The following is a 24,387-nucleotide window of genomic DNA, read 5'->3' on the forward strand; positions in this document are numbered from 1 at the left end:
TTGGGTAAAGTAATTAAGAATTATTTGTATAATGCGTCCTATCAACTATTTGTGTTGATAGTTCCTTTAATCACCACTCCATACTTGTCCCGTGTTTTGGGACCACAAGGGGTTGGTATTAATTCGTATACAAATGCTAATATTCAATATTTCATTATCTTTGGAAGTGTTGGGGTCGCACTCTATGGTAATCGGCAGATTGCGTATGTGCGAAATAATAAGCAAAAACTAACCAACACCTTTTATGAAATATTCTTTATGCGAATGGTAACGATTGGAGTGGCGTACATTGCCTTCTTTATTTTTTTGGCATTTGTGCATCGCTTTCACAGTTATTACATTGCCCAATCTTTTTCATTGCTTGCGGCTGCGTTTGATATCTCCTGGTTCTTTCAGGGGGTGGAAAACTTTGCTGTGACCGTTTTAAGAAACTTTGTTGTTAAAATAATCACGCTTTTCAGTATTTTTGCGTTCGTCAAGTCATATAGTGACTTGTGGTTATACATATTTATACTGTCTATGTCGCTATTGATTGGAAATCTGACCTTATTCCCAAGTTTAAGAAGATATTTAGGAAAAGTGGACTGGAAAAACTTTCACTGGTTTAGGCATTTTTGGCCGTCGATGGTTCTTTTTGTTCCAGAAATTGCCACTCAGATTTATTTAGTGGTTAATAAGACGATGCTGGGGGCAATGACCTCCGTTACGGCAGCTGGTTACTTTGATCAGTCGGATAAGATCGTCAAGCTATCATTAGCGGTCGTTACTGCGACGGGAACCGTCATGCTTCCGCACGTGGCAAATGCCTTCATGCAAGGAAAACACGAGAAGGTTAAAGACTACTTGTATCAGAGTTTTGAGTTTGTGACGGCGTTGTCCATTCCCATTGCGTTTGGGATTGCGGCTGTTGCTCCGAGCTTTGTTCCACTTTTTTTCAGTCCGAAATTTATGGCAGTTGTTCCGCTAATGATGATCGAGTCAATTGTGGTAGTCATGATTGCGTGGAGTAATGCGATTGGAGTCCAATACTTGGTTCCGACCAACCAAAACAAGGCCTATAATTATTCGGTCATTATTGGTGCAATTGTTAACATCGTAACTAACGTTCCCTTAATTTTACTGTGGGGAGCAGTGGGAACCGCGATTGCGACGGTTCTTTCAGAAGCCATTGTCACTCTAGTCCAACTATATGCTGTTAAGGATGAAATTGACTTTAGAAAGTTGTACCACGGATTCTTTAAGTACTTTATTGCTGGTCTCATAATGTTTGCGATCGTTTCTGTCCTAGACATTACTCTAAATGTTAAATGGATTGATCTGATCATCGAAGTGATGGTTGGAATTGTTGTGTATGTATCTTTAATCTTTGTGTTTAGAACAAAAGTTTCAAAGGATATCGTTAACGTTGTTAAAAGTAGATTTTAATTAATAATTAAAAAGTAAGAGGTTATGCCCAATGAAAATTGCTTTTATTAGTGAGGACAAATTAAGTGATGTTTCTGTATGGTCTGGTACAACTAGTAACATTTATAATGTCATTGATGAACAAAACCAAGTTGTTTCAGTTCGTCCATCTGGTATTAAACTGTTTTTAGGAAAGGTTTTTCGAAAGTTTACTAAGTGGCTTAAGTTGCCTGATTTAAAAGCTTTCTCTGACGAGTGGATTGCAAAGGTTGAGGGTCAATCTTTACAGCGGAAATTGAAGCATGAATCTGATATTGATTTTATCTTCGTTGCGGCTGAGGATAATCTCGTTGAATTTTTGCAAACTGACTTACCAATCGTTTTTTTAAATGATGCGACGTTTACCGAATTGATTGATTATTATTGGTTCCATTTAACTAAAAAACAAATCAGTATTCATACTCAAATGAATAAAATTACCTTTGAAAAAGCTTCCTTGATTTTAATGGCCAGTGAATGGGCCAAAGAAGGAGCTGTCAACACTTATGGAGTTGATAACAATAAGGTTAAGGTGTTACCCTTTGGCGCTAATTTACCCGATAAATTTGTAGCTCACAAAGCTGATCCAGACGGTAAGATTAGATTATTGTTTGTGGGTGTTGAGTGGAAACGAAAGGGAATGGACCTCATTTGTTCCATGATGGACGAGTTGAACGAACGATTTCCCGATAAGTTTATGATTAATGTCATTGGTCTTAATCAACCAGCTGACCAAGATTTATCAGACAATATTAAGTTTCATGGCTTTGTTTCCAAACACACGGATTCCGGTCTTAACAAGATGATTCAACTCTATAATGAGAGTGACCTGTTTGTTCTGCCAACAAAGGCGGAGTGTGCGGGGATTGCGTTTGCGGAAGCCGCTGAATACGGGCTGCCTTCCATCACATATGACACCGGTGGGATTGGCACTTATGTCATTAATGATTACAGTGGCTATCGGCTCAATAAGAACGCTACGGCAATGGATTTTGCCGATGCAGTGATCGATCTGACGCAGTCACCAGAAAAGTTGGAAGCGATGGCGCAAAACGCGCGAAAACTATATGAAACTAAATTGAACTGGAGGGCGTGGGAACGCGGCTTCAATGAATTAACTCGAAAGTTTAATGATTAGGTAAACCTTGAAGGAGTTTAGTGGAACTGATGAAAAAATTGATTATTGATGTGGTCCGGTCAAAAGCAAATGACGGGATTGGCAAGCCCAAAGAGGACATTAATGAAGTTCTTGAAAACGATTATGGTTTTCAAATGGCATACTTAAAGCAATATAAGTATGGCAAATTCGATCGTCATTTTTTGATCAATTATCGAATTAATAAACTTGACAAGTATCACCTTAAATCAACTGATGTAATTGTTATTCAGTATCCAATTTATTCTGGAAAACAATTTGAAGAAACACTTTTAAAGTATCTTAATGACCGTCACGTCAAGACGGTGGCAGTGATCCATGATATTGATTCATTACGTTTTCCTAACAGTACCTTTTCCACCGTCAAGGAAGAAGCCGAGTTTTTAAATAACTTTACGGCCGTTATTTCACCGAATAGTACGATGTCAGATACGTTAAAAGAAAATGGATTAAACGTTCCATGTGTGGACCTTGAAATCTTTGACTATTTTTCTGACGTTCAAAGTCAAAAAAACGGGATAAAATACAAAGATAACGTGACGTTTGCGGGAAACTTGAATAAGTCAGTCTTTTTAAAATATCTAAACGTTTCAAGGGCAGTTAAATGCGAAGTCTTTGGAAATATTAATGATCCAAATACACTGAATTCCTCATTAGAGTACATGGGAAGTGTGTCACCGGACGTGTTATCAAAGAAGTTAGGCCATGGTTACGGATTAGTGTGGGATGGCAATAGTGTTGATACTGTTGATGGCAAGATTGGCGACTATTTGCGCTACAATAACCCCTATAAGGCATCGTCATATCTGAGTGCTGGAATGCCAGTGATTGTCTGGGAAGAATCAGCCGTAGCGAAATTTGTAAAACAGCATCACGTTGGGTTATCAGTGGATTCTATCTCTAACCTAGCTTCATCACTTAAAAAAGTAACTAATGAAGATTTTACCCAAATGGTTGATAATGCACATGAAATTTCAAAAAAACTTCATGATGGCTTTTACACTAAACAAGCCTTTAACCAGGTGCTTGAGAAAATTAAATAAAACAAATTAGAAACGACGTGTTAATCTATTAGTTAATATTATTAGCTAATGATCATCGCGTTGTTATTTTTTATGGGAGTGATTTTATGATGAAAGTATTGGTACTGGGTTCAACAGGTAAGCTAGGTCATGGATTGGTTGACCTATTAAACGAGAAACAAATCGAATTTGATGCACCTTCGTCAAAAGAAGTTGATGTAACTAATCAGAAGCAAGTGATGGATTATTTTAAAGTTCATCATCCTGAAATCGTTTTTGATTGTGCTGAATATACGGATATTGATAGTGCAGAAAATGGTCCAGAAAAGTTAATTAACAAGAAAGTAAATTTTCTAGGAACAGAGTATGTTGCCCTATCTACACGAGAAATAAATGCAACTTTAGTGTACGTTAGTACTGATCAAGTTTTTGATGGTAAAAAGAAAACTGCATATAAAACGAATGATTTTCCTAATCCAATTAACGAATATGGGAAGCAAAAACGAATGGGGGAACGTGCAATTGAAGAAATATGTACTAAGTATTATATAATTCGTACTTCATGGTTATTTGGTAAGTATGGGAATGATTTAATAAATAAAGTACTAAAAAATAATTCTTATCAATTGAGCAGACCTACTTGGACTAAGACATTAGCTGAATTTATGCTTTATACAGTTCAAAATAGACCCCCCTATGGCATTTATCATTTGGCTAATCAAGGGACAGCGACACCATATGATTTTGCAAAAAAGCTGTTGGAAGATAAGAATTACGGTATGTTATTGATTAAAGCTGGGGAAGCGGATTACCAAGCACCTAAACCTAAATATTCGGTTTTAGACTTAAGTAAGGCAGAAAATATCGGCTTTAAAATTCCATCTTGGCAAGAAGCATTGAATCAATTTTTGAATACTATATAATACTAAATTCCCATTTCTGCAATGTTTTTTAACATCCGTGTAATATTTTACTAATATTATTGAAATTTTTTCCCCTTAATGTATTGACTGTTGAGAGGAGGAACAAAATGGAGTGGAAACATATTATTCTTACAGCAGTTAGCGTTACAGCTATTTTTACCACGGGCATAGCAGTCGCAAATAGCTCACGCGCTAATGTTAATGCTGATTCATCGCGCTACACCACCGTTAATAAGCTAGTCAAATTTCGAAAAGCACCACACGCCAATAAACCTGTCAAAGTTATAAAATCAGAAAGTTCAGTGTCGAAATTAAGTCCGTCAGAGATGACAGCTAAGAATTGGATTGCTTATCATGAATCACGTGGTGAGTATCATGCTGAGAATCCAACTAATCCACAAGTGTATGGAAAGTATCAATTGACTAAGACTTACCTTCACGGGGATTACTCGAAGGAGAATCAGGAACGTACGGCTGACAACTACGTTCATGATCGTTATGGTTCATGGCAAAATGCTAAGAAGCATTGGGAAAGTAATAACTGGTACTAAATTAGTTTTAGCGCGGAAGGCTCATGATGAAAGTCATGAGCCTTTTTGTGTGCGTTTATAAGGGTTCATGATACAGTTAAGTCGGTAAATGACTAAGTAATGGAGGGATAAATATGACAAACAGATTAAAGAACAAAGTTGCAGTTGTTACTGGTGGAACTCATGGCATTGGTTACGCCATTGCTAAGATGTTTGCAAAAGAAGGGGCCAAGGTTACCATTACCGGACGTAATGAGGATAAAGGCCGTCAAGCCGCTGATGAAATTAATAAAATTTATCCTAATTCAGTAAAATTTATTACCCAAGATGTTTCTGACCCAGATCGTTGGCCAGAGGTGTTTGAAGAAACTGAAAAAGATTTCGGACAAGTAACTACCCTAGTTAACAATGCTGGGATTGCTATCGGGAAATCCATTGAAGATACTACGACCGAAGAATGGCACAAAGTTTTAAGTATTGATCTTGACGGAGTCTTTTACGGAATGCGTGAAGGCATCAAGCAAATGAAAAACAAGAACGTTGGTGCTTCAATTGTGAATATGTCATCGATCGAAGGCTTAGTTGGTGACCCTGGTTTAGGAGCATACTGTGCGGCTAAAGGTGGCGTTCGGATGATGTCGAAATCCGCAGCAATTGATTGTGGACTAAAAGATTATGGCATTCGGGTCAATTCAATTCATCCGGGTGGCATTCAAACCCCACTAATTAAGCCTGATTTTGCTAAATATGTGTCTCAACGTTCTAAAACCCCAATGGGACACTTAGGTAAACCAGAAGACATCGCATACGCAGCAGTTTACTTGGCGTCTGATGAATCTGAATTTACGACTGGTAGTGAGTTAGTGGTCGATGGTGGCTACACGGCTCAATAAAAATTTACGTGAAAAAAGACGACTTTTTTAAAGAGTCGCCTTTTTATTTCGTTAAGATTGCGTAAATGCCAGCGATGACCAAGATGATCATGACAACTGCCATTACTACGATTCGTTTAACTTGAGTTTTGTGAAAATTATTAAATTTGTTTGCCATACTATTCTCCTCTGATTGGTTATGAACATTTTAGCATTTAATAAGAGAAAAGAATTGCATTTTAACCACGATTTAATTCATAATTGGGTTGTTAAGATAAGGAGATAGTTTAATGTTTAAAATAACAATATACCATGCTAATGAAATGCAGAAGCAATACTTTGAAGATTATAATCAAACAGAATTCGACTTAAAGTTTGTCAATGAAAAGTTAACGATGGCCAATGTAAGTCAGGCTCAGGGATCAAACGGGGTTTTGATTGATGGGATGTGCGACGCTGATGGTACAATCGTTGACCACTTAGCCGATTATGGCGTTGAGTACTTGTTTACTCGTTCGGTTGGAGTTAATAATATTGACATTAAGCGGGCGACTGAAAAGGGCATTAAAGTTGCTAACGTGCCCGACTATTCACCACATTCGGTAGCAGGATTGGCGTTTACCCTTGGAATGACGCTTTTTAGACATGTTGCTCAAGCAACCGCCAACACGCATGATGCTGATTTTCGTATCTTACCACTGTACTTTAGTCGTGAGATTCACGATTCAACGGTTGGAATCATCGGTGCTGGCAGGATTGGAACGGCTGAAGCCCAGATGTATGATGCGGTTGGAGCGGACGTCTTAGCTTATCAACGTCACGCTGATCCCGATAATCATTCCGTTAAGTTTGTTGACATGGATGAGTTACTTACAAAATCGGATATTGTTTCCATTCACGTTCCACTCACTTCTTGTACGGAGAAGTTAATTGGCAAGACCGAACTCAATCAGATGAAGAACGATGCCATCCTGGTCAATACAGCTCGGGGCGGCGTGGTTGATAACAACGCCGTTGCTGACGCCGTTGAAAACTTTGAAATTGGTGGTTATGGAACCGATGTCCTACTAGATGAAGGTCAGATTATGGGTAAAGAATTCAATAGTTTGGATGATGTTCCTAATGCTGAAGACAAGAAGCTCATGAAGAACTATCCCAATGTGATCGTCACGCCACACATGGGTTCGTTCACCGAGGAAGCCAATAAGGATATGGTTCGCATCAGTTTTGAGAACTTTCAAAAGGTGATTGAGACCGGAAAACCACTTCATCCATTAAACTAAGGAGAGATATAATGGCAAAGATTACTGCTTATGACGTAAGGCCATTTGAAAAAGAATACTTTGTGGATTTAAATTCATATGACTTTGATTTAAATTTGGTTGAAAGACCATTAAAGATAGATACGGTTGACGAGGCAATGGGCACGGATGCCATCCTGATTGACGGTTCCTGTGTTGCTGATAAAGATGTCTTGGATAAGGTCAAGGATATGGGAATTAAGTATCTGTTTACCCGTTTTGTTGGTTACAACAACATTGATCTAGATGCTGCTGAGGCGGACGGAATCATGGTTGCTAACGTTCCTAGTTATTCACCATATTCCGTTGCCGAATTAGCACTTACGATGGGAATGGACTTATTCAGACACGTTGCGCAGGCAACGGTAAATACAAATAACGCTGACTTTCGGGTTCTGCCAACGTATTTCAGTAATGAAATTCATGATGCAACCGTCGGAATTATCGGAGTTGGTCACATGGGGAGTGCTGAGGCTAAGTTGTATCACAATCTTGGTGCCAACGTGCTTGGCTATCAACGTCATCCAAATGACAATCCCGATGTAACCTTCGTTGATGAAGATGAGTTGTTAAAGAAGTCTGACATTGTTTCACTTCACGTTCCTTATGTACCGGGTGAAAATGATGAAATGATTGGAGCTCCAGAATTAGCCAAGATGAAACGGAACGCTATTTTAGTCAACACTGCGCGTGGTGAGTTGGTTGATACTAAGGCCGTTACAATTGCATTGTCTGGTAGTAATATTGGTGGCTACGCTGCTGACGTGATTATTGATGAGAATCAGATTGACGGTAACGAGTTCAACTCATTAGATGACCTTCCTAATAAAGACGTGTTAGAATTGATGAAGCGTTATCCAAATGTTATTATTACTCCGCACATTGGTTATCTGACTAAGCCAGCCACGGTCGACATGATCAAGGTTAGCTATGATAATTTCCACGAAGCAATGACAACGGGAAAGACCAAGAATCAAATTTGACGAAAGAAGTTTTGGAACATGGAATTAAAGAAACAATTCTTAGATCTTGAGAAGAATCGACGAACTATCTATGACTTGGGTAAGGATGTACCTTTCTCACAGGACGATCTATATACTTATATCAAGGAATTAATTAAATACACACCAAGTGCCTTCAACGGTCAGACGGTTCGAGCTGTGGTACTTTTCAACGAGAATCACGATAAGTTATGGGATATCGTTGAAGATGCCCTTAGAGAAAAGGTGCCAGCAGATGGCTTCCTTCGCACCAAGGCAAAAATCTCAACTTTTAGGGATGCCTACGCATCAATCTTATTCTTTACTGATATGGACAAGGTTAAAGAATTGCAGGGTCAATTTAAGACTTATCAATACGAGATGTACAACTGGTCTGAAGAAGGACAAGGAAACGCGCAGTTCGCGGTTTGGACCGGTCTTGAAGAAAATGGCTTAGGTGTTAACATTCAACACTATGATCCATTGATTAATGCTCAGGTGGCTTCAACGTTTGATATTCCGGATCACTGGCAGTTACGTGCTGAGATGAACTTCGGTTCAATCAACACTCTTGCTAGCGAAAAAGATTTCATGGATGATAGCAAGCGATTTAGAGTACTTAAATAGAATAATACGTAAAGAGCGTGAAGATAAAATCATCACGCTCTTTTTGTTGGATAATTTTGTTTTTACAAATAATTTCAAATGATTATTTAAAATTAAATTTAATAGCTGGATTTTACCTTCAAGTGATCTAAACATTTTGTCATTAATGCCTAATGTAGATTTGTACTGCTTAGAATTATCTAGGGTCCTATTTAAGCCATGAGTAATGTCTCTTGCTGGATAGCCTGGAACTTTACCTGCTAGATCTCTCATTCTATCCAAAAGTGTTAGCATCGTGTTAATTTAAGCACGATTTCTTTTTGTTTCCAAAAAGTTCAGACTATATCTTCATCTTTATAAAGATGTTGTGCATAAAGATGTTGGGCGCTCGTGTCTATATTATTGTTTTCACTCAATAGTTAGTCGTTGCACTTTCAGTCAATTATTTCAGAGTATTGACTGCTTAGCTCAGAGTTGCCATGCTAATGTTTAGGTTTTCTCTGAATTCACCCAATGCTAAGTTTAATGTTGCCATTAAACAGGGCAATACCAGCTAGTGTTTTATGTCCACCGACAATATTATAATATTAGCATAGTTATCTCATATTTCCTATTTAAATTATGATGTTTTACTTATAAAACAAGATTTGGATGATATTTTTTCAAAACTAGACATTTTGATTTAACTGTTGTATTTTTCACTCTTATTGATATACTATTCCTTTTTTTAAAAGTTCTGATATGATTATATATGTATTTAATATTTATTGACCATGAGGTGCTATTATCACAAAGTGTAAAAGAATCATTCAAAAACATCCAAATTTAGTTATTATTTTGTTATTCATACTATTGAGTATTTTGATTCTACTTCCGTATCGTTCCACACCAATTGTTTCGTGGGATTTGCCATTTCATTTGGCACCATTAAATGAAGCTTTTGGTTATATAAAACATGGTAATTTAGCTAAACTATTTCCCGATATTTTAACTAAGACAGGTGGGAAAATAGGGTATCCATTGAATCTATTTTATCCATCTTTTATGTTAATTCCTGACTTGTTGCTTAGGATGATCGGATTTAACTCTTATAATGCATATTTTATATTTTTATTTTTCATTACTTTAGCAACTTTTATTTCTATGTATTTAGTTTCTGCTAAAATTAGCGGAAGTAAATTTGCTGGAATTGTAAGCTCATTAATATATGTATTCTCTCAATATAGAACTTTTGATATGTTTCTCCGACAAGATATTTCAGAAGTTATGATCTTTATTTTCTTGCCAATATGTTTTTACGGACTATATCAAATTTTATGTAAAGATTATAAAAAATGGTGGGTTCTATCTATTGGAATGACGTTAGTAGTTTTGACACACATAGTGTCTGCTATGACGGTTAGTCTGTTACTCTTTTTGAGTTTAGGATTAGTTTTGTTCAATTCTGATAATTACAAATCCAGGATCAAAAGATTTTTGTACCTTATTTTTTCCGGACTAATTGCTATTTTTAGTAGTTCAATATTTTTATTACCATTATTAATAAATCATCACCAATATAGTCCATTACTTATAGAAACAGAAGATATTAATTTATTGGGAAGAGCTCCAAATTTAGAAACAATGATTTTTGGTGGATTTTCAAGTTGGCAAATGGGATTAGGATTAATTACAATTGTAGCTTTCATTTTCACCATTTTTTGTTTTAAAAAAATGGATTCATTTTACAAATATTTGTTTGTAGAAAGTATTATATTTGTTTTAATTGCTTCTAATTTATTCCCTTGGCATGCATTACAGCCGATATTTAGGATGATCCAATTTCCCAATCGATTTTATCTTATTATTGTTTTTCTTGTTTCCATGGTTGGGGGAGAATGTATTAATGATGTTTTAATAACTCAAAATGTAGATATTAATTTAAGAAATAAAAGCTTTTTTTTGGTCTTATTCTTATTACTTTGTCTTGGATTGTCGTTATCTTCTTCTGAAAAGATTAAAAGTGATCCTGCGGGTTTGAATGGACAATCATTTATTGTTTCTAAAGAGACATTTGATAAAGAAACTTCTGAATTTCATAATGTTTATGATTATTTTCCCGCTGAATCTAAAAATTCCGTTCCTTCACTTCTGAAACACTCAATTCCTGAGATTAATGGTAAGAAGTCCCACATTAAACAAATAAGTAGATCTACATCATATAACCAAATTAATTATGATTTAGTAAGTAAGAATAGTACTGATTGGATCAAAGTTCCTAATATTTATTACAATGGCTTTCATGTTTATAACAATGATAAGGAAGTTCCGATTAAGGTTAGTCCCGAAAAAGTGATTCAAGTTAAATTACACAAGGGACGTAATAATCTTAAGGTTATTTATAGGAAGACAGCTCTACAAATCGTTTCAATTTGGATTAGTTTAGTCACATGGATTTTTCTTTTGTTTTTACTTGTTAGAAACTTCTTAGTTAACCGAAGAAATAAACTGAATAACTAGTTTTAAAGGAGTGGAGAAATATTTCTTCACTCCTTTATTTGATTAAAATTATATTTTTTGTTAGTTAAAAATCTGATACCATTGTAATTGTGTTAAAAATTACATAATTAGGAGATAGTATGAAAAAAAGATTAACTTATATTGATGTAATCAATATTATTGCAATTATATTTGTTTTATTTATTCATTCATCTTGGGATTTTACTCCAAGTGCCTTAGGAATATTTGATTCAGCGGTAAGAGCAATTGTTGCGCCAGCTGTATTTCTGTTTTTAATGAATTCTGGAGCAACGTTACTTGGGTATCGTGATAAGTATGACACGCAAGTATTTTTTAAAAAGAGATTTTTTAGGGTTGTAGTTCCATTGCTTGTGTGGAGTATTGTCTATTATATCGTTGACTCGATGCTTAAAAATCCGCTTCCAGATGTTAATTATGTTCACCCCAATCCTAGTATTGGTGATTTTATTATGAGCTTTTTCTCTGGAAACATTAATGGGGCTTTCTGGTTCTTTTACTGCATTATTGCGTTGTATTTACTTACACCAATTTTATCGGTACTTTCTAAAAATCATAAAAATGTTTTATTTTACATTGTAGTATTAGACTTTCTATTTAATAGTTTGTTTTTATATTTGAATAATAACTTATTCCATATGGATTTATCTCCATATATTTTCCCAATTGCTTCTACCAGTTATGTTGGATTTTTCATTATGGGATATTTAATCAAAGTAGGTTACTTCGATCGAAAATGGCTAAAGATTATGAAATGGGTTGCACTTTTATCATTAATCATTTCTTTTGTCATTGCATTACTTATATTTAAGGGATTACCACCAGTTATCAATAACTTAAAAGAATATGGTGGACCATTATTGTTCATATATGTAATTGGACTTTATCTTTGGATTAAAGATTTTGTTGAGTCACACAAAATCTTTGTTAAGCCTAAGTTTCAAACTTTGTTAGCTAAAGTTGCTTCAGTTAGTTTAGGAATTTATATCTTGCATCCCTTCTTTTTAAAGTTGTTTATGTACGTGACAAAAACAACCTTTAGTAGTTGGCTTGATATTCTGGTCATGCCATTATTTACTTACGTAGTTTGTGGATTAGTGGTTTACGTAATTAAAAAGGTTCCGTTTGTAAAAGATATTTTGCCTTAACGATATATATATATACAAAAATAAGCCCAATCCATCTGGATTGGGCTTATTTATTTACAATCTATTTAGTTTTCTTCAAACTCTTTCTCTTCCTTGGATACAACACGAGGTCTAAATCACCCTTAGATCCAAATTGACCTAAGTAGACATCCTGAATGGTGCATCCCTGTTTCTCACACATTTGTTCAACTTGGTCGTCATTTAATTTACGACGTTTAGCAACGTTTTCGTTTAATTGACCATCGGTAATAATCGGGTAGTTCATAGTAGGTTCATCGTTTAACGTCACGGTCAACTGACCGTTTTCTTCAAGGGTGGCGTTCTTAACGTCCTTGAAGTCGTTAACTCCATGAGTTCTTAGTTTGAAAGCAAGCTGATTAGCAGTTAAACCGTTCCGCAGTGCACGGTTGACGTTTACGACACCATTTAAAATCAGTATCTGCGGACTTCCATTGATCAGCTTATTCAGCGTATTACTCGTTCCGGTTAAGAACTTACTTGCAAAGACGATAACAGACCAGATTAACAGAATGATGACAAATTGAATTGGAGTGATGTCTTGGTTGTAAATAACACCACCAATAATTCCACCAAGAATATAGTTCTGGAGTTGATCGACGGCGTTTGACGGAGCCAGGTTACCCTTACCAGAAAGGTTAATCTGTAAGACAATCATGATGAATCCAATCAGGAACTTCAAGAAGATGGTCCAATATTGAGAGTCACTACTACTCCACGTGAAGCCACCCTTGTTGATATGCTTGGGTTTAGATACTAATTTAGTTGGGGTGACCGTGTAGTTGGTCATGTCAGTATTGAAATGAACCACGTAGGCGTCTTTTCCTGCTTGAATCGTCATCCCATCAACCAGATTATTGCTACTAGCATACATCTGGTTTAGCGGAACTTTTTTCTGTTTACTGATGTTTTTCATGATTTGGACGGTCTGAGTGGTTTGACTATCAGCGTTTTTTTGCTGAAAGACTCGGCCCGTCTGCATCGCGATAATCAGTGCCCCTAACATCGTAACTAGGATGAATAGGCTTCGAAATCTTAGATTACTTCTATTTCGATAATAGAAGATCCCAGTTCCAATGATGACCAACGCAATCACAATGATTAAACCAATAAAGATGTAGTTGGTAAAATTGAAATTGTGGGAAATAAATGAATATGAATAAAGCTTCACTACTCTCACTCCAGTTCTGTATTAGTTATGTAACAATTATACTCAATTCGGGCGGTTTGTGTTTCAAAATTATAAAGAAATTAATTTTTATAATTTTGAAATACATTAATTACTATTGATAATTCCAAGCAAAAGTACGGTTAATTTTTTGACTTAAAATTATATTATAAATTAGTTAATTTAACGTATATCTAAAGTGATATAATATACGTAATATAAGGTTATTCTTATGAATTTTATTAATTAATAATTATAAGCTATATCATTTATATTTTATATTTTTGTAAGGAGAGGTTTTATTATCGAATATTCAAGTGCGCAGGGGTTTATATATAGAGTATCTGAACTTTTATCTAATAAAATAATAATAATTTTTGTATTGCTGGCAGCTTTTATTGTTTTAATAACTGGCTATTTTTTAGTTAGAGATAGTTTATATAATAAAAATGTAAAAAATAGGAGATTAAAGGGCAATCATAAAAAAACTGGTATGTGGCTAATCTGTTCGGGAGTAATATTTATAGTCCTTTTTTTGTCATTTACAAATATGTTAAGAAAGTTGCTATTGATCCGAATGAAATTGTAAGAACTAATAAAGTTAATTTTAGCGCAACCGGAACTATTGATAATATTGATCAATCAAATGGAAATTATGTATATGAAATTAAATTTAATAAAGATAATAGAAATCAAGCAGTTTTTATTTCGATGAATGATAAGCCAATAAGTGTTGATGTCCAACCTCCTTTACATCCCTTTAGTGGTACAGTAATTGAGCAACCTGTAATTACTAATGCATTCGTTGGTAGTAAGGTGAAATTAAAATCATATGAGTACGACTTTAAATATAAAAATCATAGGACACTCGATACTAATGATGGTTATTCCAGTAAACAATTGAAATTATTAAATGATAATTATGTGAATGGTGTCGTAACTCAAAAGTGATAGCGAAGTAAATTTATAAAAAAATGTGTTTTCTTTATAAATTATTATAGTTAATTGCTTTGTCAAATTATCTAGTAACTAATAAAATATTGTTCAAGAATAAAATGATTAGTGAATTAATAGCTGCATGTGAAACGATTGTTGTCTACTTTAATTACATTCTTCAGAATCGGTATTTGTTAAAGATAATGATATTTCCGCATATTTAGCCTTGATTATTATCATTACACTAATCGAAGGGGTCTTTACCGACCACATGTTTTACGCTAATAACGTCGCTTTGTTTATGATTGCCGGTCAGATCATGGAACTAATCAGTCAACGTGGTGCTAGTGAGAACCTTTTGAAGGGTGCCATATAAAGTTTATTGAAGTGTTTTGTAATTACTAGGGTGAATCTAGGAGTTACAAAGCGCTTTTTTTGTGAGTAAATTTGTTTCAAGCATGCTTAATCGGATTGAAAATGATAAAATAGTTCAAACGAAACAACAGGATAATTTATTTAAAGCGGCTCAAAATTCAGCAATTTTTAACACGTGGACGACTGATCATCACGATTTTGATATCAAAACGGGAAAACTAAAGGAGTCTTTTTAATGGAGTCAAAAAGTAAAGAGGAAGCACTAAACAAAAAGATTAAGAATCTGCATAACTTTGCCAACTGGGGCTTAACGCCGCTGGTTGTGATCTTTATCGTGGTTTACTTTTTAACTAAACCAACCTCAATCTGGACGATTTTATTGGCGTTACTAGTGGTCTTTACGACGTTTATTGTTTGTGTAATGGCGCTAGTTTACATTCACCAGAAGAAGAAACTCCAAAAGGAATCCGATCAACAGAATTCTGATCAAAAATAACGAGATAATGGCGGTACGATAGGTAACCGTCTTTTTTTGTGGCAATTAATTAGTGTATAATCGATGATAATTAAGAAGTTAATCACAATTACTTATAAGAGGAAATCATGAAGAAAAATAAATATGCTAAAACGACGCTAGCGGTTCTTTTAATTTTGTTGGCGGCCTTTTTCTTAGTTGCGCTTCAGTACTTTTCACACAGTATCCTACTAGGAAATGACTCGCTCTTTCATTTTAATCGCATTTATGACGTTGAAAAACAGCTTCAGACTGGCAACTTCAACTATTTCATGACTAACTACGGCTTCAATCAGACTGGGCGAATCGTCAATGCGGTCTATGGACCTTACATGGCATTTATTTTGGGCGTAGTTTTGCTAGCGACTAAGAGTTGGTTTAGCTTCCAACTGGTAACGAGTTTTGTTCTGTATGTCATCGCCGGACTGGGTTCGTACGGCTTGTTTCGCCGAGTTAAAGTCAATCGTTTTTTTGCCACAGCCGGCGCCATTATTTATTTGCCACAAAACTTCATCACTGGCTGGCAGACTGATGCGCAGTTCCTAGCTTGGGGCGCAGCCGTCCTGCCCTTTGCGGTGATGGTGGCTCTTAATTTAATGGACGGTTCACCGAAGAAGATCCACGTGACATTAGCGTTAGTCGTTGCGATTTTACTTGAGATGCACATCCTAAGCGCTTTGTTCACAGTCATTATGTTAGTTCCGTTTGCGATCGTTGGTCTTTGGCGTTCTCGATCCAAGTGGAAGTATCTGGGTAAGATTGCGTTGAACGTGGTCCTAACGTTAATTTTGGCTGGAAATTACTTCGTCGGTTTCTTGAACATTTTTGGGAAAAACGAACTCATGCCACCATTTATGATGAAGGATATGAGTACGTATTCGGCTAATTTTAATTTCTATAATAACTTACCCAATGAAGTTGGAATCGTACTGACATTGATTTGTGTCTTCCAACTGGGTTACATGATTATTGCCAAAAAGAAGAATCTGACTAACATTCTGGTCACGATTGTGGGTGGCTTGTTTCTCCTAGTATCATCGGCGATGCTACCCTGGAACGCAATGGGTGAGAAGTGGACCTACATGCAGAACTTTATCCAGTTCCCGTACCGTTTCTTGCCGTACGCGGCCATTTTGTTGATGGTGGGTTTCTTCATGTCAATCAGTCAGATTAATAGTGATTGGTACGAAAAAATCAGCGCATCGCACGGCGATATTCGCTACAACTACGTGAAGATTTTTATGGGAATCGTGGTAGCTGTCATGGCGGTTGTTGCCCTCTGGTTTGCATATTCAAACGTTCAGTATGGTGTAGATGTTTGGCATAACCCGACGAGTTCCCCGATTAAACGTAACATGATTCGCGCCCTTCCAAACGTGGAGACGCCACGCAAGTATCTGCCACCTGCTAAAAGTCCATTTAAGAAGGATTTGAGCGTGAAACAGGTTCGCTTAGACTTTATAAGTGGCAACCTTGATAAGCCATTGCGCGACGTTTCTGAGTCAAACGGGGACTACTTGCCAAATGATTCTGGTAATCCCAACTTTAATTCGGTTGGATCGCAGTACCATGCTGATGTCATGAATAATCATGGTTTTAAAAAACAAGTGGACCATAATGGTGATTTAACCGTTAAGTGGAACACTGATACCAGTCAGACGAAGAATGATTATCGAACCGTTCCGGTAATTTTGTACCATAGTTCGACGGTTAAACTGAATGGGGCCAAACTTAGTCGTAATCAATATCGCGTTTCCGATATTGGAGCAGCAATGGTTAAAGAAAAAGCTGGTCAGAATCAGTTGACGGTTGGATACCAAAAGCCAGCACATTTCATGGCAGTGGTTGCTCTGTCGGTATTGGCATGGATTGTGACGGTCGGATGTGTGATTGTTAGGGGAATTTATAAGAGGATTAAAAAATAATAGACATACAAAAAGGATTGAGCCATTGAGAAAGGTTCAATCCTTTTTAGTGTTAAAGATTATTCCAGTTAATTCCTTTACTAATATCAGAATAGTGATTAGGATTCTGTTCTTTTTGTCCCTCAAGTGCTTCTTTGAGTTGACCATTCTTTTTTAGGTCTTCGGTTTCTTTTGTGGCACTATTATTTTTCATTTTCATCATTAGCCACCACAACTTTTCCAATCATTTGTTTACTTTCGACTAACTTGGTAGCTTTTCGTAAGTTTTCGGCATTGATGGGACCAAATTGTTTGGTCATGGTGCTTACTAAATTTCCCTCATCGAGCATGATACTAATCTTATCCAGGATTTCGTGTTGGGTGATCATGTCAGGAGTATGGAATTCGGATTTGGTAAACATGTATTCCCAGGCGAAGCGAGCACGTTTTTCCTTTAATTTACTCATGTCGAGTGACTTACCAGAGCCGGTGATTGATACAATTGTGCCAGATGGGGCAATTAACTCACAGATTTCGTCCCAGTACGCGTCGATGTTACGTAAATCTAAGATGTAGTCAACGTATTTGAAGCCCTGGTCGTGAATCTTTGAAACGATGTCATCGTGGTAGTCAACAACGATGTCGGCGCCGTGATCGAGTTCCCACTGTTTCGTCTCATCTTTTCCGGCAGTGGCAATGACTTTGAGGTTAGCGCGGTGGGCCAATTGGGTCGCAATTGAACCAACTCCACCAGCACCATTGATAATTAAGATTGATTTATTGTGGTTCTGTTCGTCACGGTCGTAAAAGTCAATGTTCATCTGTTCAAACATGGCCTCCCACGCCGTTAGGCTAGTGAGTGGCATGGCGGCAGCGTGAGCATTGTCTAACTTCTTCGGGGCAATGCCAACGATGCGTTCGTCAACCACCTGATACTCACTATCGCTACCTGGACGAACGTGTGAACCGGCGTAGAAGACGCGGTCACCAACACTGAAACGATTGGTCTTAGAACCAACTGCCTCAACGATTCCAACGGCATCCCATCCGATAATTTTCGGTTCTTTTAGTGGCTCTTTTTGAGCTTCACGGGTGAAAACGTCCACTGGGTTAACCGAAACGGCAGCCACTTTTACTAACAGGTCGTGTGGTTCCGGTTTGGGCACTTCGGTGGTGAAATCAAACAGACTCTTGGGGTCATCAATTGGTAGATATTTTGTGTAACCAACGGCATTCATTTCTTTAGTCATAAGCGTTCTCCTTTTTCGTATTCTACCCCTAGGATACCACGCAGACGGCGATAATTGTTTCCCTGGAGTTAGGTTACCATCACATTTTATGATAAAATGATGATATGGAAAGAGTGGGATGAGGTAAAAAAATGCAAAGATTGTATTGGGATTCCGTTCATGTTAACGGGGATAAAGTCTTCTTCACGATTGACGATCATGGATTGAATTTCGTAAGCAGTCCAGGTCAAGGAGTGTCTCAACTACTTGATTTTTATACGAATGATCATTTTGAGTACGCCAAAAATAGTGAGCACAGCTTGCAGTATCGTAAAACAATTAAAAATTATTTGAGAGGTAAATCAACTAGTCTTGATTTACCAACTGATTTTATGGGCTACGGTTCCGATGAAGACCGGTTGGTTTGGAACGAAATCGCCCAGATCCCGTTTGGTGAACTGGTCACGGTTTCTGATTTGGCAGACCGTTCTGGTGTGAGTCAGGATAAAGTGGAAGCTGCCATTTCAAAAAGTCCCATCTGGATCGTGTTGCCGCTTCACCGGGTGACGGATCGAAACGGACGGTATCCATACCGGACAAACGAAATGACCCGTGATTTCTTGGTAAATCTTGAGCATCCTAAAAAGTAAATAATGAAATCGAGATTTCAGTCGTGAAGTCTCTTTTATTTTCGATAAATTGATGTGAAATGACTTTTGTAAAAATGTGTGATGTTGTATAGTCATAATCACAATCAATTAATGAATGGAGTATTTAAAATGAAACATATTATTAAGGCAGATAACGGGCGAGTGTTTAAACGATTGGTAGCGACAGGAGTCAACGATAACAGTAATCAGTTTGATTTCAACAAGGTCAGACCGATTCCGCAACAAATTAGGGACGTAATCGTCGACAACTATTTGTCAAACGCTGCGATCGGAGTGTACATGGTCAACGTTGACTTCAATCGGGATGATATTCCGTCGACGGTGGAGGCGCTCGCGGCTGATATGAACCACAATGGGGATGAATTTTACGACCACGTCCAGCGTGACCAGCAGAAGTTCCTTTCAACTTTCATGGAGGTCTACGGTCAATTTGAGCAACCTATGGATGATAAGATGAAAGAGGCCACCATTGCCTCACTTCAACGTGGCTACATTGGGGCTAAAAAGTATTTGATTAAGGACAACATTGATTTAGAGGTCTTTCAACCCTACGACCCAGAGAAAATTTTGCAACCAGACTTAAGGGAAGGCTTTCAGGGAATTGACTTGAATGTGCTCGCTTGGTTATCCAAACAGGGTGAGATGTTGATTAATAACTACATTGCCTTTCAGGCCTTTAATCAGGAAGACTGGACCAACGAGAACTGGCGCATTACCGAAAATGCGTTTGATACTGAGATTGATAAAAAAGAAAATACCATTACGTTTCACACTTACGAAATTGTCGGCTTAACCGATTTATTTGAGACCTTGTTGATTAAGTCCGATGCCCAGGCGGACGATGTGAAGTATTCGTATGAGTTGTAGGATGTAACAGAAAAGTATTTTTTATGAAAAAGTCTCTGTGAAGATAAGTAATTAATGCGTATATGCACGATGTAAACCATTTAGTTAATTAGTTTAACTGAATGGTTTTTTATTATGGTTAATTTATTATTATGTTTCTGATTAGAAACGAATGGTATAATGACATTAGCCAAGGAAGATATGGTGATAAACGCTGTGAATAATGCGTCTAAGTGTAAAGCTAAAAGTGTTTTAAAGGAGATCAAAAAGAATCGATCAACTTGGCAGGTAAGCAGACGTTCTAAAAACCTGGAAACTCAAATTAAATTAGAGATGGATTCAGTAGGAATCATGAATTTTATTTATGACAATCTTTCTTGGAAGGATTATGTTTGTGGTCCAGAAAGTGATAACCACATTCCACCAATTTCTGGAGACATTTGGGTATTCGGGTTAACTAGATTAAATTATGATTTGTATTTAAAATTTCAATTGAAGAAGAATTCAGTATATTGGATTTCAATTCATATTGCTGAATATCCAATACAGTATCGTTATAAGTAGGAAGGAGAAAATAATGACGAAATTATTATATAATCCAGAAACAGACCAAACTGGTCAATACCGAGATGTTTACGAGAATAAAACTGTCAATTTTAAAGGCGTAGATGTTAATGTTAACGAACATTTTCTCGTCGATAATGCTGGTGAAAAATGGCTAGATTTTAATAATCCAGACGAAAATATTCATAAGATATTTGATGTTTACCGTAAATTAAAGGGGTTTATGGTGCCAACAGATGTTAGAAAACTCAGGAAAAGTTATGGATTGTCTAGTAGGGAGTTTGCTAAAACATTGGGGATGGGATATGGAACACTGAACCAAATTGAAAATAATCACATTGTCCAAAGTACCCAACAGGATGCGCTGTTTCAGATGGCTAAGAACAAGAGTGCTTTTGAGAGATTAGTGATTGAACATCATGATAATCACAAGCTAGCGATTGAGATGGAATTGTAATACTTATTTTTGAGATACATTGTTTTATGTTCACTCATTAACAAATTACTCTCAATAAGCTAAACCTAAGTCATCAAAACAGCTCACTTTATTTCGCAAAGGAGACTTCCCATGACCCAATACATTTTAGGAATTGACATCGGCACCTCAAGCACCAAGGCCATCTTGATGACGACTACGGGTGAAATTATTGCTCAAGACAAAGCTTCGTATCAGTTAGAAACACCACATCCAGAATGGGCGCAAGAGAATGCTGACGACTGGCTTCAGGCAGTGACGTCATTGATTAAAAAATTAGCCCCAAAAGTCGATAGTACCCGCATCATTGGCGTTGGCATCGACGGTCTCTATGGTGGTTCTGGAGTTCCGATTGACAGAAGTGGTCAGCCACTCGGTCCCGCGTTAATTTGGATGGATCCGCCGGGCTACGAAAGAAACCGAAGAAGCACTGAAACTTGTCAGTAAATCAGAACTGATGGACGTCACTGGTAACTTGGCTGACCCATACTACGGTTACACTAAAATTATGTGGTTGAAACAAAACAAACCCGAGTTGTACCGCGACACTTATCAATTTTTGCCACCAGAATCGTACGTCATTTACAAGTTAACGGGGAACATCAGCATTAACTACTCTGCGGCTGGTAACTTAGCTGGAATTTTCAACATTAATGATGATGAGTGGTCACCTGAATTGGCTGATAAATTAGGCATTGATTTAAATAAATTACCGCATAAAATGATTGCTAGCACGGATGTCGCCGGTCAAGTCACTGACGAGTGGGCGCAAAAACTGGGCATCAAAGCTGGAACACCAATCTTTAATACTGGGGTTGACGTTGGACCAGCAACGGTCGGAACGGGAGTGCTTGGTACCGGTCGCATGACGATTGCGTTAGGAACGTCAATGAATGCGGCACTTGTGACCGACAAGCCACTTAAAGATGACAATCTGATTATTTGGCCGTATGCTTACAAACCAAAGGAATACTACTATAACTTCGCCGGAGCTAACACGGTTGGCGCGGTAATTGCGTGGTTCACCCGTGAATTCGCTCAGGAAGTTGATAATAATAACAGTACGAAAATGCTGGACGAAGAGAGTGAGCACGTTCCCGCTGGTAGTAATGGCTTGATTGTTCTACCGTACTTTATGGGAGAACGCAGTCCGGTCTGGGACTCCAACGTTCGGGGAACCATCTTTGGGATTTCAATGACAACGAAGCGTTACGAGTTATTTAAGGCATTTCAGGAAGCCATTGCCTACTCTGTTCGTCAGAGTATTGAACAGTTTGGGGATCACATTGGCGACTCGTTTACCCTGGTGGGTGGCGTTAGCAGTTCTAGAAAAATAGTCCAAATTATTGCGGACGTGACGGGTAAGACCGTCAAAACGACTGATTCTGGTGGTGAAGCCGACCTCGGAAGTGCCATTCTGGCTGGAATTGGATTGAATCAAATTCAACCACAAGCAGTCCAGAAATGGGTCAAGATTAATGAAAAGATTGATCCCAATCCTGAAAGACACGAAGAGTATAACAAGTACTATGAATTGTATCGTTTGGCGTATACTGATACGAAGGGCTTTTATAAGAAGTATAGTGAGTTAGTTGAAAAACAAGGCTAATATAATGTGAGTGCTAACTATTTAAGTGGTTTAGCATTTTTTATAAGCTCACATTTTTGACATTCCCGCTTTACAGCTACATACTTCCCATGTATTCCAAAAAAAGAAAGAAGTATGGTAATAATGAAAATTGCAGTCTATGGCGCTGGTTCACTTGGGACCATTATTGGTGCTTATCTTACCAAAGCATACGGCAAAGACAACGTGGATTTGATTGCCGACAATCCCCAGCACGTTAAGGATTTAAATGATCAGGGTGCGACGGTCACTGGTACGGCTAACTTTACCGTTCCTGTCACTGCCAAGACTCCAGATGAATTAAAATCGGATGAGTATGATCTCGTCTTACTTTTAACCAAGCAGACCCATAATGATGAAGTTCTCCCTAAGGTTAAAGAAGTGTTGAAACCGGATGGAACTTTAGTTTCACTTCAAAACGGGGTTCCAGAAATTGCGATTTCAAAGGTCATTGATCCCGCAAATATCATTGCTGGTTCGGTTGAATTTGGTGGTACCCAACTGAATCACACGGAGTCAGAATTGACCACGGCACTTCCAGCTTTTGAAAATGCGGCGTTTCAGATTGGTGAACTTGACGGGAAAGATACCGACCGCATTAAGAAGGTCAAAGACGTGTTGAGTCACGTTGGTGGCACCGCCATTTCCGATAACTTACTTGGAACCAAATGGTCTAAACTTTTGGTTAACTCATCGTTTAGTGGGTTATCAGCCGCAAGTGATGCTACGTTTGGCCAGGTTGCTGATAGTGAGGTTGGCTTAAAGAGTGCGCTAAATATCATCAAAGAAGGATTAAAGGTGGGTCATGCTGACGGTGTTAAATTTGCCAAATTGGGAAATCATGACCTCAGTTCACTTACTAGTGAACATCCCAATGATGAACCAGCACAGTTGGCCTACCTGAAGTCCGCGATGAACAATAGTAAGAACCTAAAGGCCAGTATGCTGCAAGATTTGGAGAAGGGCAGAAAGACTGAAGTTCATGACATCAATGGAGTGATCTCCGAGACGGGCAAGAAATATGGAATCAAGACTCCATTCAACGACTTGGTCATTAAGATTGTTGAAAATGCCCAGGATACGGGTAAATTACCGAAGTTTGATGATACCATGGACCAGTTTCAACAATTACTTGATAGCAAATTGTAATTATTGTAATGAGGATTCTTACAGTACGTTATAATTATTCGTTGTTTACTTTTAAAATATGTAATATTATGAATCTCTAAAGGAACTTTGAGAGGTTCATTTTTTGTGTTTAAATATAAAGTGTATGAATTAATCGTATCTTAGAAAGGCGAAAAATGACTGTTGCAATATCAATCTTTATTTTTTTGTTTCTGGTCTGGTTACTGTTTGAGTTTATCAGCAGTGCCGCTTGTGGTTGTCTTTTGTTGATGTTTCTATTAGCCGCAACGATTGGTTTGTTTGCGGCTAATTTCTGGATTCTCGGACTGATTATGTTGGTACTAGTGGTGTTTGGGGCGTTATTTAATTATTAGTAGCGTCGATTCTTTTTTAAATTACAGTAAATTAAAATTGCCAACTCTGATTAAATTATC

27 protein-coding genes are annotated in these 24,387 nt (G+C 37.3%); 24 read left to right on the forward strand and 3 right to left on the reverse strand.

The features are described from left to right. From AC6UDC_RS01410 to AC6UDC_RS01460, 11 genes are all read left to right on the forward strand, one after another. Positions 1-1,425: a flippase gene (locus AC6UDC_RS01410; RefSeq protein WP_500720943.1), complete on the forward strand. Its 1,425-nt coding sequence runs from the start codon at positions 1-3 to the stop codon at positions 1,423-1,425. A 31-nt stretch (positions 1,426-1,456) separates the two neighbouring features. Beyond that, positions 1,457-2,581: a glycosyltransferase family 4 protein gene (locus AC6UDC_RS01415; protein WP_500720945.1), complete on the forward strand. Its 1,125-nt coding sequence runs from the start codon at positions 1,457-1,459 to the stop codon at positions 2,579-2,581. Positions 2,582-2,610: 29 nt separating this feature from the next. Further along, positions 2,611-3,642, forward strand: coding sequence for a glycosyltransferase (locus AC6UDC_RS01420; RefSeq protein WP_500720948.1), 1,032 nt, complete (start codon positions 2,611-2,613; stop codon positions 3,640-3,642). A gap of 86 nt (positions 3,643-3,728) precedes the next feature. Continuing rightward, the gene (locus AC6UDC_RS01425; RefSeq protein ID WP_500720950.1) at positions 3,729-4,544 is read left to right on the forward strand and encodes an SDR family oxidoreductase; all 816 of its coding nucleotides are present in this window, start codon (positions 3,729-3,731) and stop codon (positions 4,542-4,544) included. Positions 4,545-4,651: 107 nt separating this feature from the next. Continuing rightward, positions 4,652-5,095 carry an aggregation-promoting factor C-terminal-like domain-containing protein gene (locus tag AC6UDC_RS01430; RefSeq protein WP_500693341.1) on the forward strand — a complete coding sequence of 148 codons (444 nt, stop codon included), beginning with the start codon at positions 4,652-4,654 and terminating at the stop codon, positions 5,093-5,095. 113 nt (positions 5,096-5,208) lie between these two features. Further along, a complete protein-coding gene (locus AC6UDC_RS01435) occupies positions 5,209-5,967 on the forward strand; it encodes an NADP-dependent (R)-specific alcohol dehydrogenase (RefSeq protein WP_500720952.1) in 759 nt (252 codons plus the stop codon). Positions 5,968-6,236: 269 nt separating this feature from the next. Next, positions 6,237-7,229, forward strand: a complete 993-nt coding sequence (locus AC6UDC_RS01440; RefSeq protein WP_500720955.1) for an NAD(P)-dependent oxidoreductase — start codon at positions 6,237-6,239, stop codon at positions 7,227-7,229. A gap of 11 nt (positions 7,230-7,240) precedes the next feature. Beyond that, complete coding sequence (locus AC6UDC_RS01445; protein WP_500720957.1) at positions 7,241-8,230, forward strand: NAD(P)-dependent oxidoreductase; 990 nt, start codon at positions 7,241-7,243, stop codon at positions 8,228-8,230. An 18-nt stretch (positions 8,231-8,248) separates the two neighbouring features. After that, positions 8,249-8,854: a nitroreductase family protein gene (locus AC6UDC_RS01450; protein ID WP_500720959.1), complete on the forward strand. Its 606-nt coding sequence runs from the start codon at positions 8,249-8,251 to the stop codon at positions 8,852-8,854. Between the two features lie 897 nt (positions 8,855-9,751). Then, positions 9,752-11,332, forward strand: coding sequence for a YfhO family protein (locus AC6UDC_RS01455; RefSeq protein WP_500720961.1), 1,581 nt, complete (start codon positions 9,752-9,754; stop codon positions 11,330-11,332). Between the two features lie 119 nt (positions 11,333-11,451). Continuing rightward, entirely contained in the window at positions 11,452-12,498 is a 1,047-nt protein-coding gene (locus AC6UDC_RS01460; protein ID WP_500720965.1) for an acyltransferase, read from the forward strand. 61 nt (positions 12,499-12,559) lie between these two features. Here AC6UDC_RS01460 and AC6UDC_RS01465 read toward each other — a convergent pair whose 3' ends face one another. Then, positions 12,560-13,687, reverse strand: coding sequence for a DUF3290 family protein (locus tag AC6UDC_RS01465; RefSeq protein WP_500720968.1), 1,128 nt, complete (start codon positions 13,685-13,687; stop codon positions 12,560-12,562). 492 nt (positions 13,688-14,179) lie between these two features. On the opposite strand from AC6UDC_RS01465, the gene AC6UDC_RS01470 reads away from it, so the two are divergent. The 5 genes from AC6UDC_RS01470 to AC6UDC_RS01490 all read left to right on the forward strand — a co-directional run bounded on the left by AC6UDC_RS01470 (position 14,180) and on the right by AC6UDC_RS01490 (position 17,434). Next, the gene (locus tag AC6UDC_RS01470; protein ID WP_500720970.1) at positions 14,180-14,635 is read left to right on the forward strand and encodes a hypothetical protein; all 456 of its coding nucleotides are present in this window, start codon (positions 14,180-14,182) and stop codon (positions 14,633-14,635) included. Between the two features lie 211 nt (positions 14,636-14,846). Then, positions 14,847-14,996, forward strand: a complete 150-nt coding sequence (locus AC6UDC_RS01475) for a hypothetical protein (RefSeq protein WP_500720972.1) — start codon at positions 14,847-14,849, stop codon at positions 14,994-14,996. Between the two features lie 61 nt (positions 14,997-15,057). After that, a complete protein-coding gene (locus AC6UDC_RS01480; RefSeq protein ID WP_500720974.1) occupies positions 15,058-15,231 on the forward strand; it encodes a hypothetical protein in 174 nt (57 codons plus the stop codon). Next, positions 15,231-15,491: a hypothetical protein gene (locus AC6UDC_RS01485; RefSeq protein ID WP_500696409.1), complete on the forward strand. Its 261-nt coding sequence runs from the start codon at positions 15,231-15,233 to the stop codon at positions 15,489-15,491. Before AC6UDC_RS01480 ends, AC6UDC_RS01485 begins: the two co-directional genes overlap by 1 nt. Before the next feature lie 107 nt (positions 15,492-15,598). Next, positions 15,599-17,434, forward strand: coding sequence for a putative glycosyltransferase family protein (locus tag AC6UDC_RS01490; RefSeq protein ID WP_500720976.1), 1,836 nt, complete (start codon positions 15,599-15,601; stop codon positions 17,432-17,434). Between the two features lie 52 nt (positions 17,435-17,486). Here AC6UDC_RS01490 and AC6UDC_RS01495 read toward each other — a convergent pair whose 3' ends face one another. Together AC6UDC_RS01495 and AC6UDC_RS01500 are read right to left on the reverse strand one after the other, a co-directional pair. Continuing rightward, positions 17,487-17,627: a hypothetical protein gene (locus AC6UDC_RS01495; RefSeq protein WP_500720978.1), complete on the reverse strand. Its 141-nt coding sequence runs from the start codon at positions 17,625-17,627 to the stop codon at positions 17,487-17,489. Next, positions 17,617-18,663 carry a zinc-binding alcohol dehydrogenase family protein gene (locus AC6UDC_RS01500; protein WP_500707586.1) on the reverse strand — a complete coding sequence of 349 codons (1,047 nt, stop codon included), beginning with the start codon at positions 18,661-18,663 and terminating at the stop codon, positions 17,617-17,619. Before AC6UDC_RS01500 ends, AC6UDC_RS01495 begins: the two co-directional genes overlap by 11 nt. Before the next feature lie 131 nt (positions 18,664-18,794). Between AC6UDC_RS01500 and AC6UDC_RS01505 the strand changes: the two genes are divergently transcribed. The 8 genes from AC6UDC_RS01505 to AC6UDC_RS01540 all read left to right on the forward strand — a co-directional run bounded on the left by AC6UDC_RS01505 (position 18,795) and on the right by AC6UDC_RS01540 (position 24,327). Next, positions 18,795-19,292 carry a methylated-DNA--[protein]-cysteine S-methyltransferase gene (locus AC6UDC_RS01505; protein ID WP_500720980.1) on the forward strand — a complete coding sequence of 166 codons (498 nt, stop codon included), beginning with the start codon at positions 18,795-18,797 and terminating at the stop codon, positions 19,290-19,292. Between the two features lie 129 nt (positions 19,293-19,421). After that, the gene (locus AC6UDC_RS01510; RefSeq protein ID WP_500720982.1) at positions 19,422-20,180 is read left to right on the forward strand and encodes a hypothetical protein; all 759 of its coding nucleotides are present in this window, start codon (positions 19,422-19,424) and stop codon (positions 20,178-20,180) included. Positions 20,181-20,339: 159 nt separating this feature from the next. Beyond that, the gene (locus AC6UDC_RS01515; RefSeq protein WP_500720984.1) at positions 20,340-20,723 is read left to right on the forward strand and encodes a hypothetical protein; all 384 of its coding nucleotides are present in this window, start codon (positions 20,340-20,342) and stop codon (positions 20,721-20,723) included. A gap of 13 nt (positions 20,724-20,736) precedes the next feature. After that, positions 20,737-21,180, forward strand: a complete 444-nt coding sequence (locus AC6UDC_RS01520) for a helix-turn-helix domain-containing protein (protein ID WP_500720986.1) — start codon at positions 20,737-20,739, stop codon at positions 21,178-21,180. A 111-nt stretch (positions 21,181-21,291) separates the two neighbouring features. Further along, on the forward strand, positions 21,292-21,645 hold the full coding sequence (locus AC6UDC_RS01525; RefSeq protein WP_500720987.1) for an FGGY family carbohydrate kinase: 354 nt from the start codon (positions 21,292-21,294) through the stop codon (positions 21,643-21,645). A 10-nt stretch (positions 21,646-21,655) separates the two neighbouring features. Then, positions 21,656-22,807: a xylulokinase gene (locus AC6UDC_RS01530; protein WP_500720989.1), complete on the forward strand. Its 1,152-nt coding sequence runs from the start codon at positions 21,656-21,658 to the stop codon at positions 22,805-22,807. Positions 22,808-22,930: 123 nt separating this feature from the next. Next, complete coding sequence (locus AC6UDC_RS01535; RefSeq protein WP_500720991.1) at positions 22,931-23,974, forward strand: ketopantoate reductase family protein; 1,044 nt, start codon at positions 22,931-22,933, stop codon at positions 23,972-23,974. A gap of 155 nt (positions 23,975-24,129) precedes the next feature. Next, positions 24,130-24,327 carry a hypothetical protein gene (locus tag AC6UDC_RS01540; protein WP_500695384.1) on the forward strand — a complete coding sequence of 66 codons (198 nt, stop codon included), beginning with the start codon at positions 24,130-24,132 and terminating at the stop codon, positions 24,325-24,327. Positions 24,328-24,387 lie beyond the last annotated feature (60 nt).

This window comes from Fructilactobacillus sp. X7R7C1 (assembly GCF_059901065.1).

Bases quoted from the DNA above. Each gene is read 5' to 3' on its own strand.
- AC6UDC_RS01415 (WP_500720945.1), top strand. From the start codon at position 1,457: ATGAAAATTGCTTTTATTAGTGAGGACAAATTAAGTGATGTTTCTGTA.
- AC6UDC_RS01420 (WP_500720948.1), top strand. From the start codon at position 2,611: ATGAAAAAATTGATTATTGATGTGGTCCGGTCAAAAGCAAATGACGGG.
- AC6UDC_RS01425 (WP_500720950.1), top strand. From the start codon at position 3,729: ATGATGAAAGTATTGGTACTGGGTTCAACAGGTAAGCTAGGTCATGGA.
- AC6UDC_RS01430 (WP_500693341.1), top strand. From the start codon at position 4,652: ATGGAGTGGAAACATATTATTCTTACAGCAGTTAGCGTTACAGCTATT.
- AC6UDC_RS01435 (WP_500720952.1), top strand. From the start codon at position 5,209: ATGACAAACAGATTAAAGAACAAAGTTGCAGTTGTTACTGGTGGAACT.
- AC6UDC_RS01440 (WP_500720955.1), top strand. From the start codon at position 6,237: ATGTTTAAAATAACAATATACCATGCTAATGAAATGCAGAAGCAATAC.
- AC6UDC_RS01445 (WP_500720957.1), top strand. From the start codon at position 7,241: ATGGCAAAGATTACTGCTTATGACGTAAGGCCATTTGAAAAAGAATAC.
- AC6UDC_RS01450 (WP_500720959.1), top strand. From the start codon at position 8,249: ATGGAATTAAAGAAACAATTCTTAGATCTTGAGAAGAATCGACGAACT.
- AC6UDC_RS01460 (WP_500720965.1), top strand. From the start codon at position 11,452: ATGAAAAAAAGATTAACTTATATTGATGTAATCAATATTATTGCAATT.
- AC6UDC_RS01485 (WP_500696409.1), top strand. From the start codon at position 15,231: ATGGAGTCAAAAAGTAAAGAGGAAGCACTAAACAAAAAGATTAAGAAT.
- AC6UDC_RS01490 (WP_500720976.1), top strand. From the start codon at position 15,599: ATGAAGAAAAATAAATATGCTAAAACGACGCTAGCGGTTCTTTTAATT.
- AC6UDC_RS01495 (WP_500720978.1), bottom strand. From the start codon at position 17,627: ATGAAAAATAATAGTGCCACAAAAGAAACCGAAGACCTAAAAAAGAAT.
- AC6UDC_RS01500 (WP_500707586.1), bottom strand. From the start codon at position 18,663: ATGACTAAAGAAATGAATGCCGTTGGTTACACAAAATATCTACCAATT.
- AC6UDC_RS01505 (WP_500720980.1), top strand. From the start codon at position 18,795: ATGCAAAGATTGTATTGGGATTCCGTTCATGTTAACGGGGATAAAGTC.
- AC6UDC_RS01510 (WP_500720982.1), top strand. From the start codon at position 19,422: ATGAAACATATTATTAAGGCAGATAACGGGCGAGTGTTTAAACGATTG.
- AC6UDC_RS01515 (WP_500720984.1), top strand. From the start codon at position 20,340: ATGACATTAGCCAAGGAAGATATGGTGATAAACGCTGTGAATAATGCG.
- AC6UDC_RS01520 (WP_500720986.1), top strand. From the start codon at position 20,737: ATGACGAAATTATTATATAATCCAGAAACAGACCAAACTGGTCAATAC.
- AC6UDC_RS01525 (WP_500720987.1), top strand. From the start codon at position 21,292: ATGACCCAATACATTTTAGGAATTGACATCGGCACCTCAAGCACCAAG.
- AC6UDC_RS01530 (WP_500720989.1), top strand. From the start codon at position 21,656: ATGGACGTCACTGGTAACTTGGCTGACCCATACTACGGTTACACTAAA.
- AC6UDC_RS01535 (WP_500720991.1), top strand. From the start codon at position 22,931: ATGAAAATTGCAGTCTATGGCGCTGGTTCACTTGGGACCATTATTGGT.
- AC6UDC_RS01540 (WP_500695384.1), top strand. From the start codon at position 24,130: ATGACTGTTGCAATATCAATCTTTATTTTTTTGTTTCTGGTCTGGTTA.